Annotated in this window: 17 protein-coding genes; 12 read left to right on the top strand and 5 right to left on the bottom strand. The window is 36.8% G+C overall.

Features of this window, described 5'->3' with window-relative positions:
- Window positions 1–483 precede the first annotated feature (483 nt).
- From spxA to pepF, 5 genes are all read left to right on the top strand, one after another.
- Window positions 484–879 (top strand): transcriptional regulator SpxA, encoded by a 396-nt coding sequence (spxA, locus tag V7150_RS14225; RefSeq protein WP_024030332.1) that lies wholly within the window; start codon window positions 484–486, stop codon window positions 877–879.
- Window positions 880–1,160: 281 nt separating this feature from the next.
- Window positions 1,161–1,832: an adaptor protein MecA gene (gene mecA / locus V7150_RS14220; RefSeq protein ID WP_335519304.1), complete on the top strand. Its 672-nt coding sequence runs from the start codon at window positions 1,161–1,163 to the stop codon at window positions 1,830–1,832.
- A 77-nt stretch (window positions 1,833–1,909) separates the two neighbouring features.
- Complete coding sequence (gene cls / locus V7150_RS14215) at window positions 1,910–3,421, top strand: cardiolipin synthase (protein ID WP_335519301.1); 1,512 nt, start codon at window positions 1,910–1,912, stop codon at window positions 3,419–3,421.
- Between the two features lie 165 nt (window positions 3,422–3,586).
- On the top strand, window positions 3,587–4,783 hold the full coding sequence (locus tag V7150_RS14210; protein WP_335519298.1) for a competence protein CoiA: 1,197 nt from the start codon (window positions 3,587–3,589) through the stop codon (window positions 4,781–4,783).
- A 139-nt stretch (window positions 4,784–4,922) separates the two neighbouring features.
- Window positions 4,923–6,743, top strand: a complete 1,821-nt coding sequence (pepF, locus tag V7150_RS14205) for an oligoendopeptidase F (RefSeq protein ID WP_335519295.1) — start codon at window positions 4,923–4,925, stop codon at window positions 6,741–6,743.
- Between the two features lie 719 nt (window positions 6,744–7,462).
- Here pepF and V7150_RS14200 read toward each other — a convergent pair.
- The 3 genes from V7150_RS14200 to V7150_RS14190 form a co-directional block, all read right to left on the bottom strand.
- Window positions 7,463–8,341 carry a ClpXP adapter SpxH family protein gene (locus V7150_RS14200; RefSeq protein WP_420490291.1) on the bottom strand — a complete coding sequence of 293 codons (879 nt, stop codon included), beginning with the start codon at window positions 8,339–8,341 and terminating at the stop codon, window positions 7,463–7,465.
- Window positions 8,325–8,768: a globin gene (locus V7150_RS14195; RefSeq protein WP_335519288.1), complete on the bottom strand. Its 444-nt coding sequence runs from the start codon at window positions 8,766–8,768 to the stop codon at window positions 8,325–8,327. The genes V7150_RS14200 and V7150_RS14195 overlap by 17 nt, the downstream gene beginning before the upstream one ends.
- Before the next feature lie 163 nt (window positions 8,769–8,931).
- On the bottom strand, window positions 8,932–9,522 hold the full coding sequence (locus V7150_RS14190; RefSeq protein WP_335519285.1) for a CYTH domain-containing protein: 591 nt from the start codon (window positions 9,520–9,522) through the stop codon (window positions 8,932–8,934).
- A gap of 525 nt (window positions 9,523–10,047) precedes the next feature.
- Here V7150_RS14190 and V7150_RS14185 point away from each other — a divergent pair.
- Genes V7150_RS14185 through V7150_RS14170 form a run of 4 tightly spaced genes read left to right on the top strand, consistent with a single transcriptional unit; the run spans window position 10,048 to window position 12,837 of the window.
- Window positions 10,048–10,407 (top strand): hypothetical protein, encoded by a 360-nt coding sequence (locus V7150_RS14185; protein WP_335519281.1) that lies wholly within the window; start codon window positions 10,048–10,050, stop codon window positions 10,405–10,407.
- Between the two features lie 27 nt (window positions 10,408–10,434).
- Window positions 10,435–11,073, top strand: a complete 639-nt coding sequence (locus V7150_RS14180) for a GTP pyrophosphokinase (protein WP_335519279.1) — start codon at window positions 10,435–10,437, stop codon at window positions 11,071–11,073.
- Between the two features lie 48 nt (window positions 11,074–11,121).
- Window positions 11,122–11,916 carry an NAD kinase gene (locus V7150_RS14175; protein ID WP_283922299.1) on the top strand — a complete coding sequence of 265 codons (795 nt, stop codon included), beginning with the start codon at window positions 11,122–11,124 and terminating at the stop codon, window positions 11,914–11,916.
- A gap of 15 nt (window positions 11,917–11,931) precedes the next feature.
- Window positions 11,932–12,837: an RluA family pseudouridine synthase gene (locus tag V7150_RS14170; protein WP_335519276.1), complete on the top strand. Its 906-nt coding sequence runs from the start codon at window positions 11,932–11,934 to the stop codon at window positions 12,835–12,837.
- A gap of 179 nt (window positions 12,838–13,016) precedes the next feature.
- Here V7150_RS14170 and prpE read toward each other — a convergent pair whose 3' ends face one another.
- Window positions 13,017–13,757 carry a bis(5'-nucleosyl)-tetraphosphatase PrpE gene (prpE, locus tag V7150_RS14165; protein WP_335519273.1) on the bottom strand — a complete coding sequence of 247 codons (741 nt, stop codon included), beginning with the start codon at window positions 13,755–13,757 and terminating at the stop codon, window positions 13,017–13,019.
- Between the two features lie 321 nt (window positions 13,758–14,078).
- Here prpE and fabI point away from each other — a divergent pair, with 321 nt between their 5' ends.
- Complete coding sequence (gene fabI, locus V7150_RS14160; protein WP_335519270.1) at window positions 14,079–14,849, top strand: enoyl-ACP reductase FabI; 771 nt, start codon at window positions 14,079–14,081, stop codon at window positions 14,847–14,849.
- A 248-nt stretch (window positions 14,850–15,097) separates the two neighbouring features.
- The gene (locus V7150_RS14155; protein ID WP_335519267.1) at window positions 15,098–15,601 is read left to right on the top strand and encodes a CotO family spore coat protein; all 504 of its coding nucleotides are present in this window, start codon (window positions 15,098–15,100) and stop codon (window positions 15,599–15,601) included.
- A 53-nt stretch (window positions 15,602–15,654) separates the two neighbouring features.
- Here V7150_RS14155 and V7150_RS14150 read toward each other — a convergent pair whose 3' ends face one another.
- On the bottom strand, window positions 15,655–16,164 hold the full coding sequence (locus V7150_RS14150; protein WP_335519264.1) for a CotY/CotZ family spore coat protein: 510 nt from the start codon (window positions 16,162–16,164) through the stop codon (window positions 15,655–15,657).
- 142 nt (window positions 16,165–16,306) lie between these two features.
- Between V7150_RS14150 and V7150_RS14145 the strand changes: the two genes are divergently transcribed.
- The gene (locus V7150_RS14145) at window positions 16,307–16,663 is read left to right on the top strand and encodes a DUF1360 domain-containing protein (protein ID WP_335519261.1); all 357 of its coding nucleotides are present in this window, start codon (window positions 16,307–16,309) and stop codon (window positions 16,661–16,663) included.
- Window positions 16,664–16,748: the final 85 nt, after the last annotated feature.

The following is a 16,748-nucleotide window of genomic DNA, read 5'->3' as shown; positions in this document are numbered from 1 at the left end:
AAATAAATATTGAATTAGAAAGTTTCTTAAAATAATGAATGCGTTTTCATTTATATCTTTTAAATGAGAATAGAAGTTAATAAAATATTTAGCATATATGATTAAAATAAAGCAAGGCATATATTTAACATATTATTTTGAAAAATACCCTCAAAAACAATTCCATTAAAAACGAACTTTTTGGCAAAGATATGAAATGTTAAAAAAATATTTAAGCTAAAAGGGTAAAAAATTTTGAAACTTTTAGCGGAATCATTCGTCTAATATAATGTAACCTAAAAAAAAGATTGTTTTTGGCCATTTAATAATTTTTGAAAAAATGATACCTTTTTTAGAAACAGTGGTGTATAATTAATGATATAAATTACTTATTTATAATTATTTTAATTATGAATGCACAATTTTTCACATTTAAAAGTTTCAATTCCACTATTCAGGGTATTTTTTATATAATACGTAAATAAAAGAGGAGTGTGAAGACGGATGGTAACACTATACACTTCACCAAGTTGTACATCATGTAGAAAAGCTAAATCATGGTTAGAAGAGCATGAAATTCCATACACTGAAAGAAATATTTTCTCTGAGCCATTATCAATGGAAGAAATTAAAGAGATTCTACGAATGACTGAAGATGGAACTGATGAAATCATTTCAACAAGATCAAAAACCTTCCAAAAATTAGATGTAAACTTAGATGCAATGCCGCTTCAAGATTTATTTGGTTTGATAAAAGAAAATCCTGGACTGTTGCGCCGCCCAATTATTATTGATGAAAAACGTTTACAAGTTGGTTATAATGAAGATGAAATAAGACGTTTCCTTCCAAGAAGAGTGAGAACCTTCCAATTGCGCGAAGCACAACGCATGGTAAATTAAATACTAAGACCTTCAAATTTGGAGGTCTTTTTTTGTATATATCCCGGAAAATTTGTGGTTTAAGTTTCATTTTGCTAAAATAAATACACTATCTAAGGAAAAACCAATAGGCATTATAATGGTTTTTTAGATTTTTGATTTTTTTATTTCCCTTATTAGTGCTTTTGTCATAAAATGAAAGTACAAGATTATTAACAATTTTAGATGAATTTGTTTACTGGCATGATCTGCTTGGGGGTATTTAGTCCCTTCAATATGGAAAATGGAAGGGAGAGGTTATGATGGAGATTGAACGCATTAATGAGAATACTGTGAAATTCTACATTTCCTACGGTGATATTGAAGAAAGAGGTTTTGATCGCGAGGAAATTTGGTACAATCGAGAACGCAGTGAAGAACTCTTTTGGGAAATGATGGATGAAGTTCATGGTGAAGAGGATTTCGTCGTCGAAGGTCCACTTTGGATACAAGTTCAAGCACTTGATAAGGGTTTAGAAGTTCTTGTAACCAAAGCACAGCTGTCAAAAGATGGTCAGAAGTTTGAGCTCCCCATTCCTAATGATAAAATAAAAGATATTCCTGTTGATGATAAAATTGAAGAGCTCTTAGATCAACATTTTAATCCAAATCATACGGATGAAGATGAGTTGCTGTTAGAAGAAGTAACATTAGAATTCCTGCTGGCATTTAAAGATTTCGAAGATGTCATCAGCTTATCGAACCGTTCGGGATTAGATGAGTTAATAACAAGACTTTATCATTTTGAAGGAAAATATTATTTATATACAGAATTTCCTGAGGATTTATTTGAAGAAGATGAAATTGATGATATCCTCAGTGTTTTACTCGAATATGGTTATGAAACGCAGATAACGATCCATCGTGTACAAGAATATGGAAAAGAAATTATTTCTAAAGATGTTTTTGATGAGTTACGAAAATATTTTAGTTAATAAGAATACCGATTTCATATCTGAAATCGGTTTTTTTTAGCATTTTTCTTAAATGAAAATTTTGGCAGGTGATACCTTTGAAAAACACGGTAAGGGTGATTATATTTTTAGCGGTATTATCCGGGCTCTTGTTTTTCTTTAAGGATCGATTAGAAAGCGGAATATTTGGATTCTTAAGTGTTTTGATTTCGCTGTCGGTTATCTTTATCGGTTTTGTTATTTTCCTTGAAAATCGTCATCCTACACAAACAATTACTTGGCTAGTGGTGTTAGGAGGCTTTCCGCTTATTGGTTTTATTTTTTATCTCCTTTTTGGACGAAATTATCGGAAAGAGAAGATGTTTAGAAAAAAGTATTTCCTTGATAAACAGGCTTTTCTAACGGTTGAAGGAGATGACGATCCCAGAAGTGAGGAAAAGCTTAGCTTAATGGGTGAACATCAGGGCAAATTATTTACTTTAGCTCAAAAACTCGGCAACAGCCCTATTTCTTTTGATACCTCTACAAAAGTATTAACTAATGGAGAAGAAACCTTTCGCCATATTATTGAACAATTGAAAAGGGCTAGGCATCATATTCACCTTGAATATTATATTGTTCGTCATGACCAAATTGGGCAGGAAATCAAAAATATTCTAATAGAAAAAGCCAATCAGGGAGTTAAGGTCCGCTTTTTGTTTGATGCCGTTGGTTCATGGCAGCTATCGAAGACTTATATTAATGAACTCCGAAATGCCGGTATTGAAACTGTTTCGTTTGGACCTGTTAAGCTCCCTTTCTTAAATAATAAATTTAATTTCCGTAACCATCGAAAGATTATTGTCGTTGATGGGACGATTGGATTTGTTGGCGGTTTAAATATTGGTGATGAATATTTAGGAAGAAACAAGGATATCGGCTTTTGGCGAGATACACATTTAATGCTAAAAGGTGAGGCCGTTCGTACACTTCAGCTTATTTTTTTACAAGATTGGTATTATATGACAAATCACAGCTTTTTAACAGCAGAATACTTATCCCCGCAAATTGATCATAAAAGTCACGGTGGTGTTCAACTGATTGCAGGCGGCCCTGATAATGAATGGAGCGTAATTAAAAATATCTTTTTCTCAATGATTGCTTCAGCGAAAAAATCAGTTTGGATTGCTTCACCATATTTTATTCCGGATGAAGATATCTTTTCCGCAATCAAAATTGCAGCACTTAGTAGTGTTGATGTGAGGTTGCTCGTACCGAATCGTCCTGATAAACGAATTGTTTTTCATGCATCACGTTCCTATTTCCCAGAGCTTCTTGAAGCAGGGGTTAAGGTGTTTGAATATGAACGGGGCTTTATGCACAGTAAAATTGTGATTGTTGATGGTGAACTTGCCTCGATTGGGACATCCAATATGGATATGCGCAGTTTTCACTTGAATTTTGAGGTAAATGCGTTCTTATTTCGGACAAAAAGTACACAAAAACTCGTTGAGGAATATGTAAATGATCTTGAATATGCTAAACAGTTAGATCTGAAAGCTTTTGAAGAACGACATATTGGCTTTAGATTATTGGAATCGACAGCTCGGTTACTTTCACCTTTGTTATAATCTAGGAGATAAGAGATCCTCGTCGAAATTTTAACTGCACCCGAATTATTAGACATATCTAATAATTAGAGGTACAGTTCATTTCGGCGAGATTTTCATTTATATATATAAAGGATTTTAGCAAAATTTGGCGAATAAATAATTTTAGAAAGGAGGAGTGCTTCATTGTTAACCGCACGAACAAAAACAGGTAAAAAGCTTTGTCTTGGGTATGATTATAGAAAGGAGACTCTCTTGGATTTACGAAATAAAGAAGAATTCATTTGTCCGATATGTGGAGAAAGTGTATTGTTGAAATTAGGTGACCAGCGAATTTTTCACTTTGCTCATAAGCGAGGAAGCAACTGCCGTGATAATTTTGAAAATGAATCATATGAACACATAGAAGGGAAAAGACAGCTATTTCAATGGCTTAACAAACAAAAGATTCCTTCTGTTTTAGAGTTTTATGATAGGGAAATTCAGCAGCGTCCTGACATTATGTTCAAGCATAAAGGAAAGAAATATGCTTTAGAATATCAATGCTCTACATTATCGGAAAAGGTATTTATCAAGAGGACGAAGACGTATATCGAGAATAATTACACCCCATTATGGATAATCTCAAGCAGCCACATACGCCAAAAAAAGAAAATAACAATCGCTTTGTCTAACTTTCATTATTTATTTTTACGAAGTACTACATCTGGAAATCTTTATATTCCCGCTTATTGCCCCGAAGAACATCTTTTTCAATTAGTAGAATCGATTACTCCCTTCTCGATAAAAAATGCCTTAGTTGAACATTCCTATTATTCACTTCATAATATTGAACTAGATGAACTATTGGAACCTGAGAAGAAATTTCAGTTCAATCTATCAAGCTGGAATAAGGAAATTGAAAAATTTATTCTGAATTGGTCCCTCCATCCACAATCCAGTAAAAAAATATTTCTCCATGAAATTTATAACCGAGGTTTGAACCTTTTCCTATTACCTCCTGAAATCGGACTTCCTGTATTCCATTCATTACTTATTCAAACGCCTTCGATCATTTGGCAGACGTATTTATTTCTAGATGTTCTGGCCAGCAAGAGCCCCAACGATTTAATAACCTTTCAAGAAATTAATTTCCATTTTAACAAGAGAATACGAAGAAATGATATCATTTTAAGAAATCTGCCACAGCTGGAACAGTTAAATCCCATCCTAGCTCAAATAGAGTATTTACAAACATTAGAGCAGCTTGGGATTTTAATACGAAAAGGGGACACCGCTTTTCAAATGAAGCGGAAAATAATGATTCCGAGGTCGAATCGAGAAAGAGAGGAGGCAAAACTGTTTTTTTATAAAAAAAACAATAATATCCTTGTAAAAAAGTAAATGAAAGTAGGCTTATGGGCATAATAGAGTGTGGTGGTATTGTCTTTTCTAACGTTATAAAAAGGAAATAGCAAGGATTAAGAGAATATATTTAAGAGTGAATTTTTTTCGCTTACCGAAATTGAATGGAGGATGGATTATGGCAGATGAAACGGCCGTAAAATCGCTCCCAGCGAGAAGTGAAATCGCTGTGGAAGACACATGGAAATTAGAGGATATTTTTGCAAATGATCAGGAATGGGAAAAAGAGTTTCAAGAGGTTAAAAATCAAATTCCTGGTATTAAAGAATTTGAAGGGAAATTAGGAGAAAGTACGGAAACACTCTATAAAGCCCTTCAATTTCAAGATCAATTGTTAGAGCGGATTGGTAAACTTTATACATACTCACATATGCGTTATGATCAAGACACGACGAACTCCTTTTACCAAGGGTTAGATGACAGAATGAAAAACCTATACTCTCAGGCAGCAAGTCAGTTGGCTTTTATCGTTCCGGAAATTCTTTCGATTGACGAAAGCAAAGTGATGAGTTTTCTGAATGAGAAAGCAGAATTAAAGCTTTATGAACATGCTATTGAAGAAATTAATTTGCAAAGGCCGTACGTACTAGATGCGGAGCAGGAGGCACTACTTGCGGAAGCAAGTGAAGTAATGGATGCTTCTAGCAACACATTTGGTATGCTTAACAATGCTGACCTCGAGTTTCCAACGATAAAAGATGAGAACGGGCATGAGGTTGAAGTGACCCATGGACGCTACAGCCGTTTTTTGGAAAGTGAAGACCAGCGTGTTCGCCGCGATGCCTTTAAAGCCGTTTATAAGACGTATGGTAATTTTAAAAATACGTTCTCAAGTACATTAAGCGGCAATGTGAAAAAGGACAACTTTAATGCAAGAGTCAGAAAATATAATTCAGCTAGACATGCTGCCCTTTCAGCTAACAATATTCCTGAAAGTGTATATGATAACCTTGTTAATACGGTTGACGAGAATCTTCACTTATTACATCGGTATGTGAAGCTTCGGAAAAAGGTTTTAGGCTTAGAAGAGTTGCATATGTATGATTTATATACACCTCTAGTAAAAGATGTGAAAATGGAAATTACGTACGATGCTGCGAAGGATTTAGTTATTAAGGGGCTTGCACCATTAGGTGAGGAATATTCTAAAATCCTAAAAGAAGGCTTTGAAAATCGCTGGGTTGATGTCCATGAGAATAAAGGGAAGCGGAGCGGTGCTTACTCTTCCGGGGCATATGGCACCCATCCATATATTTTGATGAACTGGCATGATAATGTGAATAATTTATTTACATTGGCCCATGAATTTGGTCACTCTGTTCATAGCTACTATACACGAAAATCACAGCCGTACCCTTATGGAGACTACTCAATTTTCGTTGCTGAGGTAGCTTCAACTTGTAATGAAGCACTGTTAAATGATTATTTATTAAAAACAATTGATGATGAACAAAAGCGGATTTACCTTCTAAATCATTATTTAGAAGGCTTTAGAGGCACCGTTTTCCGTCAGACGATGTTTGCAGAGTTTGAACATTTAATTCATCAAAAAGCACAAAATAATGAGGCGTTAACAGCTGATTCTTTAACCGAGGCCTATTATGCGTTGAACAAAAAGTATTATGGTGAAGAGGATATTGTGATTGATGAGGAAATTGGCTTAGAGTGGGCGAGAATTCCGCATTTCTATTACAATTATTATGTTTACCAGTACGCAACTGGCTTTAGTGCAGCTACCGCCTTAAGCAAGCAAATTTTAGAGGAAGGCGAGCCAGCGGTGAAACGGTATATAGAAGAATTCCTTAGTGCCGGTAGCTCAGATTTTCCGATTGAAGTGCTCAAAAAAGCAGGGGTCGACATGACAAGTGCTGATCCAATAAAGGATGCATGTAAGGTATTTGAAGAAAAGCTAAATGAATTAGAACAGCTTTTATCATAATAAGAAAAGCGGAAGTTCACTTGACGCTGAACACTAAAGCTAGACAAGTAGGAAAAAGGAATGGTACCGTTTTGGCTGCCATTCCTTTTTTCAAAAACCCCTAAATCGTTTTCGGTTATTAAGATAAATTAGGAAGATTAATATTGAAATAAACAAAATAGGCGTGCTTAGGAATAGTGGAAAAATCTTAATTAAAGCAAGTAAATGGAGAAAAAAAGCAAACAAAATAAAAAGAAGCATAATGATCAAAGGAATTTTGTTCACAGTAATTGCCACCTTTGTAAGGTTGTTCACTACTATGTCTATTGTCCATTTCGTGAATATATGACTTTTTCCCGCATTAACGGGCAGTAAGACTCCTGATTCAAGACTTTTATGTAAAATGGATAATTGCCGGGCAACTACACGTAAAAGCCCACTGGACTCAGGAAAACCAGCATTGGGGGATAGAAAAACCTCATTGATGGAAGTTTTACTTTATGACAATATTGTGAAATAAAGCACATACTTATTGTCAATTGTTCTAAATGCATGTTATATTTAATGCGTGAAGTTGATCACAACAAACATATACCCCTTTGTTTGACCGTGAAAAATTTCTCCCATCCCCTTTGTTCGTATTAATAGAAAAAATGCCTTGCAGTCTGAATAACTGCAAGGCATTTTTATTTTTCCAACATGCATAGAAAAATGCCGGATCTCTATAAACCGACATTTGATTATTCTTCAATATATCTCCAAAATGTTCCGTATTTTGCAGGAATCTGTTCCACCACTTGCTTTAACAGCAGCTTTTTCATTTCACGTTCAATTTGTGAAATCGACATATTATAGACAACGGCAATTTCCTTTGAAGCAACAAATTTAAAAAACTTCATAAACGTTTCTAATGAAGGTGGAGGAGATTTTACTGGCTTTTCTGAGAGCATTTCTTCTAATATTTGGACATACACCTCATATGGATAGGAACCAGTAATTTTGATACCTTCATCTTCTGTATTTTCATTAAAAAATACAAGGGTAGGAATTTCATAAACATCCATTTCAGAAGTGATTTTCAAATCACATTGGAAGGCTTTGGCTGCACTATCAGAATGAATATCAGCCATGAATTCTTCTACATCCAAGCCTGAACTACCTGCACATTCCTTTAATACTTCAAGATTAGAAGTATTCTGCTTTTCTAAAAATAACATTTCTTGAATTCTTCGAAGAAAACGCAGACCCGCGCGTCTCCCTTGTAATTCTGCTGCTTTTAAAGCAATTGAAACGGTATAAGGATTGTCCACAGGATTCTCTAACCATAGGCTGCCATCACATGACATTCCCGTTCTGTTTGCTGTCTTTTCCCAAAATTGAGCGATGTTTTCATAGTTCTTTTTTTTACTTACATTTAAATCGGCTAACCGTCCGCTTAAAACATGCTTAATTGAAAAATACCTTCCATACTCAATTTGCAGCTTTTTAAGTATTGGCTCAAGTGCCCAGCACTCGGGGCATAAAGGATCAATAAACCTATAAATTTCAATAGGTTTTTTATCACTGCAGCTGCAACGTTTCTTTGAGCTCGGCAATTTAAAATTACTCACGATTTTCACCTGTTATCTCGCCTTCATCAGGCGTATTAATCATATGCTGCGCAGTAAGAGTTAGCCGATAGTAAAATTCATCTCTTAGTGGACCTTGTAAGCCAACAATGTCCATTGCTTGTTTCATACAAGATAACCATGCTTTTGCACGGGTTGGTGTAACTGGAAATGGCAAATGACGCGCACGCATCATTGGGTGTCCATGCTCCTCCGTATAAATCTGCGGGCCGCCTAAGTATTGTGTTAAAAATTGCTTTTGTTTTCGAGCAATTTCTGTAAATTGATTCGGGAATATTGGAGCAAGATCAGGATGTTGTGCAACAAGGCCATAAAAAGTGTCGATAAGATGGTTTAAAGTATCTTCACCAATGGCCTCAAATGGTGTTAGCTTTTTCTCAATCACGTTGACAACTCCTTTAATGTCTTTTGTAATCATATTTTATCAATGCCTATTTCATATCTCAAATGAATTGCTTTGAAAAGGGTTATTTTTAAGCTAAATACGTTATTAATGTATACATCGGTGTGCTTTCATAGTGAATGCAAGAGGAACTTATCGGATAGTAAAATATTCCTTTAGCTTAATTATGGTAATTGCATCATTTTAAGTCAGGCTGTTTATATTTTTGATTATAAAAACGCCGAATTTTATTTTCTGTTTTTCGTTCAGGAATCATAAATTTAGTAAGAAGCTCTTTAAAAGTTTTCAGTCCTGCTTGATAGTTATCAACTTCATATTCTAATTCATAATCTTCAATAGTTAAATAAGAACTATGGTCAAGAACAAGCAAACCATTTTTGTATTCTATTTCAGCTCTATTTGTGATAAGCGAGCCAAAATACTTCAGTTTGGAAGATGGGATTCCATTTTCTTCGATTAACTGTTGAATAATTCCGGCTGGAATCATTCCAAGTTTAAAAGCCGTTAAAGCTTCCACTGCGCTTAACGTTTGATTGGTTTCAAGAAGACCAACCGTAGCTGGCTGTTTTAGGGTCATCTCGTAAGCTCCGCCCTTATTGCGAATTCTTAATGCAGCACCTAAACTCTTTAAAGCAAAATCTGGTGTATCAAAGTAGTGGTTTTCCTGAGAGAAAATTTGCTTATTATTAATGCGAAACTCGACAAGGAACCGTTCATATTCCTCTTTGGTGAGCATATTTTTAAATTCGATTTCAATATTTTGTGACATCGTCTGTCATCCTTTCACAAGGGTGTTCTTTAATAATACCTATGAACTTTGATAACTGTCCAGCTCCAGCACCTAGCGACTAGTGGCCATACGTCGCTAACCGGGCGCTTCTGCTTTTCTTAATGTCCAGCTCCAGCGCCTAGGGGCTCGGGGTCATAAGCATGTCTAGTTGCGGCTCCTTGGGACTCAAGTCGTAAGCCACCCCCTGAAGAAGGCAAAAAGCGCCTTCTTACAGGGGGCGTCTTACGCCTTCGTCCCAAAACAGTCGCCTTCACATTTCAATCAATCCGTCAAGAAGGTTAAAAAGCAGCCTTCTCGCCGGCTCGTCTTATGCCTGGCTACAGGAAGCTATCGCTTTCTGTACGCATTAAGGGAGACTAATCTCTGGCTTCGCTTTGCTTGCCAGTCGATAATTCTTCCTATATCGCCCCTATTCAAGGCGCTTCCGCTTTTCTTTTAAACTGCAATCCTTGGGAGAAAGGGGGGATTATGCTAAAATAGGAAGGTGAAGATGGAGGGTAAAAGATGAAGAAGAGAATAACGATCTTAAAGGCTAACATTACAGAAAATAAGCTATTATTAGAAACAAATGAACCCGTCAGCGGATTAGTTCCGGGTGAGCAGATTCTTGTAGATTCTGAAGAATATTCATTTATTTACTTAATGGAGGGTCAAAAAGATTATTCATTTATTGTTCTAACTGAAGATATATGGCCTATACTTAAGACTGCAAAAGAGCAAGAAATTCCTGTATGGGTAACATTTAATGAAGAACAGACAGAACTAATAAATTTTCATGATGAATTTGAATATGTGATTAGCAATGTTAAGGGTAATAGTAACTATGGTAATGAAATGGTTACAAAAGTAGAGGGAATTTTCTAAACATAATTGTTTCTTCGAGGTGGTATCATGAAGCATTGGGATCAATTTTTAGCCCCATATAAACAAGCTGTTTCAGAGCTAAAAATTAAATTAAAGGGAATGAGGGGGCAATTTGAACTAGATTCTACTCATTCACCAATAGAATTTGTTACAGGCCGCGTTAAACCAATCGCAAGTATTCTCGATAAAGCGAATCAAAAAGGTATACCGTTGGAGAGACTGGAAGAGGAAATGCAGGATATTGCTGGCATGCGGATCATGTGTCAGTTTGTTGAGGATATACATATGGTTGTCAATTTATTAAGAAACCGCAATGATTTAGAAATTGTGGAGGAAAGAGATTATATTTCCCATAAAAAGACAAGTGGGTACCGCTCTTACCATGTGGTGATTCGTTACCCTGTTCAAACCATTCATGGAGAAAAGAACATTCTTGCCGAAATTCAAATTAGGACGCTGGCGATGAATTTTTGGGCAACAATTGAACATTCATTAAACTATAAGTATAAAGGGATATTTCCAAAAGATATCCAAATGAGACTGCAAAGAGCTTCTGAAGCCGCTTTTCGGCTTGACGAGGAAATGTCGTTAATCCGTGGTGAAATCCAAGAAGCTCAGGCTTTTTTTACAAGAAAGAAAGAGTTGAAGCACGAGGAAAAAAACTAGTGAATAGACTGCCTTTTGAAAGCCATTCAGTACAAGGAGCAGAAAAATATGAAATTTGCGATTACTTCAAAAGGAGATCAAAAATCAAACATATTGATGCACAAAATGAGGACGTATTTACTTGATTTTGATCTTATATACGATGAGGACCAACCAGATATTGTTGTTTCCATTGGCGGCGATGGGACATTGCTATATGCCTTCCACCGCTATAGCAGTCGTTTGAGTAAAACTGCATTTGTGGGAATCCATACAGGACACCTTGGTTTTTATGCCGACTGGATCCCAGATGAAATTGAAAAGCTTGTGATTGCGATTGCTAAAACCCCATACCAAGTCGTCGAATATCCCTTGCTTGAGGTCATCATTCGTTATTCGCATGCAGGGAAGGAATCAAGGTATTTAGCCCTTAACGAATCCACCGTAAAAAGTGTTGAGGGGACACTTGTTATGGATGTCGAAATCCGCGGACAGCATTTTGAACGGTTTCGTGGCGATGGTCTGTGCGTTTCTACGCCTTCAGGAAGTACAGCGTATAATAAGGCACTAGGCGGGGCGATAATCCATCCGTCGATATCTGCCATTCAAGTCGCGGAAATGGCATCCATTAATAACAAGGTGTTTAGAACAGTGGGCTCGCCCCTTATCCTTCCGGCGCATCATACCTGTATGCTGAAACCCGTTAACCGCTCTGATTTTCAGGTAACGATTGATCACCTGACACTGCTCCATAAAGACGTAAAATCGATTCAATTTAGGGTGCCGGAAGAAAAGATTCGTTTTGCCCGCTTCCGTCCATTTCCATTCTGGAAAAGAGTTCATGATTCGTTTATTTCTGATTAAGCGGAAGGTACCTGTATGATGACTTCTCGATTTAAATTGAACTGGGTTATTGATCATGAACATGCCGGACTGATAATAAAGGAATTTTTAAAAAATGAAGAGATCTCTCGTACGGCCTTAACGGATATCAAGTTTAAGGGCGGTAGTATTCAAGTAAATAGTGAAGAAGTAAATGTTAGATACAAGTTAAGGGTAGGCGATATACTGACAGTTATTTTTCCTGCTGAGCATCCAAGTAAAGGGGTTCAGGGTGAGGATATTCCGTTAACGATTTTGTTTGAAGACGATTATCTTCTGGTTGTCTACAAACCCGCTGGTATGAGTACGATTCCTTCAAGGGAATATCCTACCGGTAGTCTTGCTAATGCGCTTGTCGGCTATTATCGGAGTATCGTGCTTGAAGCAACGTCCCATATCGTCACCCGGCTTGACCGTGATACTTCAGGGATTGTTTTAATTGCAAAGCATCGCCATGTTCATCATTTGTTTAGCAAAATGCAGCAGAAGAGGCAGGTTAAAAGAACATATGAGGCTTTTGCTGGGGGTTTGCTAGCGGCAGATCGTGGTACAATTAAGGAACCGATTGGCCGAAAAGAGGACAGTATTATAGAAAGAGAAGTGCGTGACGACGGTCAATATGCTTGTACCCATTTTCAGGTAATAGAGAGGCATCGTACATTTACACATATCGAGCTGCAGCTTGATACTGGTCGAACACATCAAATCAGAGTTCATATGTCGTATATTGGCCATCCATTACTCGGAGATGATTTGTATGGGGGAGATAATTTGTTAATAGACAGGCAAGCACTTCATTGTAAAAAAATCAAATTTAAGCACCCATTACTTGGTGAGGAAATGACCTTTACAGCACCATTTCCTCATGATATGAGTGAAATCTTAGAGGCTGATCCGATTTAATTGGGTCAGCTTTGTCATTTTGAGATAAAAAAGGTTAAGATTTCGACTATGAGAATTGTCCATCTCCATAAGAGTAGGTTTCGGAAGCGATTCCTCACACGAAGGAAAAGCGTTAGCTTTTTCGAGGAGCTCCCAGTGTCTAGTGTACATGCCGCTAAACGGGTGGTTCCGCTTTTCTTTCAATCAAAATGTTTAAATTTTTCCTCGAAATATGGCATAGTAGAAGGAACAGAAACCAATTCCATTTCAGGGTACCTTAATGAGGTAAGCTTGCCGCCGAAAACGGCACCCGTATCAATATTATATGTATTGTTGAGGATTCGTGGCTCTGTTACTGGCGTATGTCCGTAAACAATTAAGAAGTCGCTGTGATACAATTTCGCCCAATCTCTTCTTACAGGTGAGCCGTCAGGGTGTTTTTCACCTGTTATATCTCCATATAGAACAAATTTTTTGACCTTTGCATGTGTCTGCCCGATAAATTCCTCCTTAATTCCTGCATGGGCAATAACGAGCTTTTGATTGTCTAATACTAAATAAAGTGGTGCCTTTTCATAAAGCTCAATAAATTTTTTACGAATGGACTGCTGGTCTTTTTTATTTAATGATTCATATTCTGCGACAGTTGTTTCAAGACCGTGGGTAATCTGTACTTTATTCCCAAGAAAGAAGCGGTATAACTTATTGCAATGATTTCCGGGCGTGTAGTATGCCTGTTTAAGCTTGATCACCAGCTGCCAAACAATCTCAATCACCTTTATTGATTCCGGTCCCCTGTCTGTTAAATCGCCAACGAAACCAAGCACTCTGTATTTGGGATGAACTGGTATCCCATTTTCCCATTTGTAGCCAAGCTTTAAGGTAAGCTCTTTAAATTCACTAAAACATCCGTGAATATCACCAATAATATCAATTTTCATGAGATGCAACCTCCTGTTAATTATTTTTTATGAAAAAGTTTATTTTTATCAAAAGAATTTTTAATTTTGAGAGGTTGTTCAAATTTTTAGAGATAAGGATTCGATTGTAACCTTTGGTGACACAGAATTGCAGATGCGTGACAGCTTAATTGTAACTGGCTCGAAGGAATAGGTAGACGAGTTGAAAAGGGAATTGGAATTTTGTGAAACGCGCTAAAGATTTATTTTAGGAATAATTACTATACTTTTCATTTGTGACGAATTAGTGTAGAATTAGTACCAAGTACTAATATCTTGTAATTAATGTAGGGGGACTTTAAGATGAATCTTTCTTTAGCAGGAAAAACATTTGTAGTTATGGGTGTGGCCAATAAACGAAGTATTGCGTGGGGAATTGCCCGCTCACTGCATAATGCAGGGGCTCGATTAATTTTTACGTATGCAGGTGAAAGAATTGAAAGCAGTGTTCGTGATTTAGCTAATTCTTTGGAGGCTGATGAGACACTCGTCCTTCCGTGTGATGTAACAAGCGATGATGCAATTGCTACTTGTTTTGCAAAAATAAAAGAGTCAGTTGGGACAATTCATGGGCTGGCACATTGCATTGCATTTGCAAAAACAGAAGATTTAAAAGGTGAATTTGTGAACACTTCAAGGGATGGATTCCTGCTTGCACAAAATATAAGCTCCTACTCTTTAACAGCCGTTGCCAAAGAAGCTCGTAGCTTGATGATTGAAGGAGGAAGTATTGTAACATTAACCTATTTAGGTGGCGAGAGAGCTATTCCAAACTACAATGTCATGGGTGTAGCGAAAGCATCTCTAGATGCAAGCGTCCGTTATTTAGCTGCTGACCTTGGAAAAGATGGCATCCGTGTTAATTCCATATCTGCTGGCCCTATTCGTACCTTATCTGCAAAAGCAATTGGAGAATTTAATTCTATTATAAATGAGATTGAAGAAAAAGCACCATTACGTCGAACAACTTCCCCAGAAGAAGTCGGTGATACTGCCCTGTTCCTCTTCAGCGATCTATCCCGTGGAATTACCGGCGAAAACATTCACGTCGATTCCGGGTATCATATTCTTTAATAAAATGAACAAAGCCCGCTTAAAAAAGCGGGCTTTTGTTAGCTGGTAAGAAAGTATAAACTTTTCCAAGTTTATACTTTCTTTCTGCGCATAAGTGCAACTACGCCTCTGTCTTCGCCCTTAGGGGCTCGCCAATCAGCGAGTTTTCTTTATGTATTCGTTTAATCCTAGTGAAATTCTTTGTGAACGAGTATTGGCCTTTAGCATACATATAATGTGTAGGATTACGTTAATAGGAGGTGAAATGAATGTCGAAAATGAAGAGTAAAGGACCGCTTTTATATGTCCATCAGACTTTTTCAAGGACTTCAACAAATCACAACAATCAGGAATTTTATACAAACAAACGGAACTTGGAATCATTAGAGGAAGAAAACCTGACAGTTAATGAAACCCATAAGAAAAGTTCCCGAACGAAAAAAGATCTTTTCCAAGAACCTATACCAATTGATGTGGTCAAATCGGAGAATCTGCAAACTGCACAACAACAGCAAACACATCGGAGATCAATAAATAGGGTAAAGCCCTTTAAAGAAATGGACTTAAACGAGCGTTTAGACTACTTAATCAACTTTCCAAAAGTACTTCCACCCGTTCCATGCGTCTTTTATACTGCTGAAAAAAATTATCAAGGTTTCCTAGCGGAATACGATCATCATCAAGTAACGATTAAGTTTCATGATCAAACAGTTAAAACGGTCCCGCTTGAGGAATTAACGGATGTCATCATGATTGGGATTAAAAAAGTCTAGAAAGTAAAAAAGCCAGCCGATATACGACTGGCTCATTTTAATGGGCGGTTTTTTTAATTACAAAGTCCTAGGTTAACGTCAGCAACACATTGGACTGAACAGAAGCAGCTTAAATCAACTGTTATGCAATCATTGCTTGCGCGGAATCGCTCAACCTGGCAAACCTTTGTTAGATCAATACAACATTTGTCTCCGCTGGATACAAGGTTTACTGCATGGAAGTTTCCACCTTCGCGACGTCCTGGTACTAATACCCGAAGTGTAGCACAACAGTTGTCAAATACTTCTTCTACTCGGAAGAATATAGACACACAAGCATTGCTTTCATTCGTTAAAAAAGCATGGAATGGAGAACCGTCTTCCGTACTTAAAATAAATACACGCGTATCAACAGGCTCTCTTCTTGCTGGTGACACTAACGTTCCTAGTGGCTCTGTAAAACAACTAGAACACTCTACACATTCATCTTCTACAGCGTTATCTTGGATTTCTTTAATGGCACGAACTACTTCGCAAACACAGTTCCCGCTGCGAAAATCGTCATGATTTTTCCCGCTACCCATTTTATTTTCCTCCTTTATCAGTGATATATATCTTACATTACTAACATATTTCACAGAGGGCTTTTGGGTTACGGACAATTGCCTTGTTTGGAAAAATTAGGCGGATGTTTACTTTAATTGGAAATGAAAGGAGCAATTCATGATGAAAATAACCTTTATAAACTTCTTAATATTATCACTATCGAGCTTTAGGCTGACAAGATTACTTGTTTTTGATAAAATTACCGAATTTATTCGTAGTCCTTTTTTCGATGAAATAAGTGAGGAAAATGAGGATGGTGAAATAGAGGTTTTTTACCTTCCAAAGAAAACAGGGGTCAAGAAATTTATGGGTGAACTTCTCAGCTGTTATTGGTGTACAGGTATCTGGGCAGCAGCCCTCATTGTAGCGTTATATTATATATCCCCAGACTATTCTACACCAATTATCCTTATATTAGCGATTGCAGGTCTTGCTTCGATCCTGGAATTTTTCGTACAATATTTTATCGAAAAATAATCCTTTCGCTGAGACAAGACTTGCAGAGGGTTCATATTTTAATTAGCAGGTATTGAATATATGATGAGGGAGAGAGAGAAGTGAA

Source organism: Neobacillus drentensis, assembly GCF_036965245.1.
Classification (GTDB): domain Bacteria; phylum Bacillota; class Bacilli; order Bacillales; family Cytobacillaceae; genus Neobacillus; species Neobacillus drentensis_G.
The sequence above is the reverse complement of the archived record's forward strand: the minus strand, read 5'-3'. Positions and strand labels throughout refer to the sequence as shown.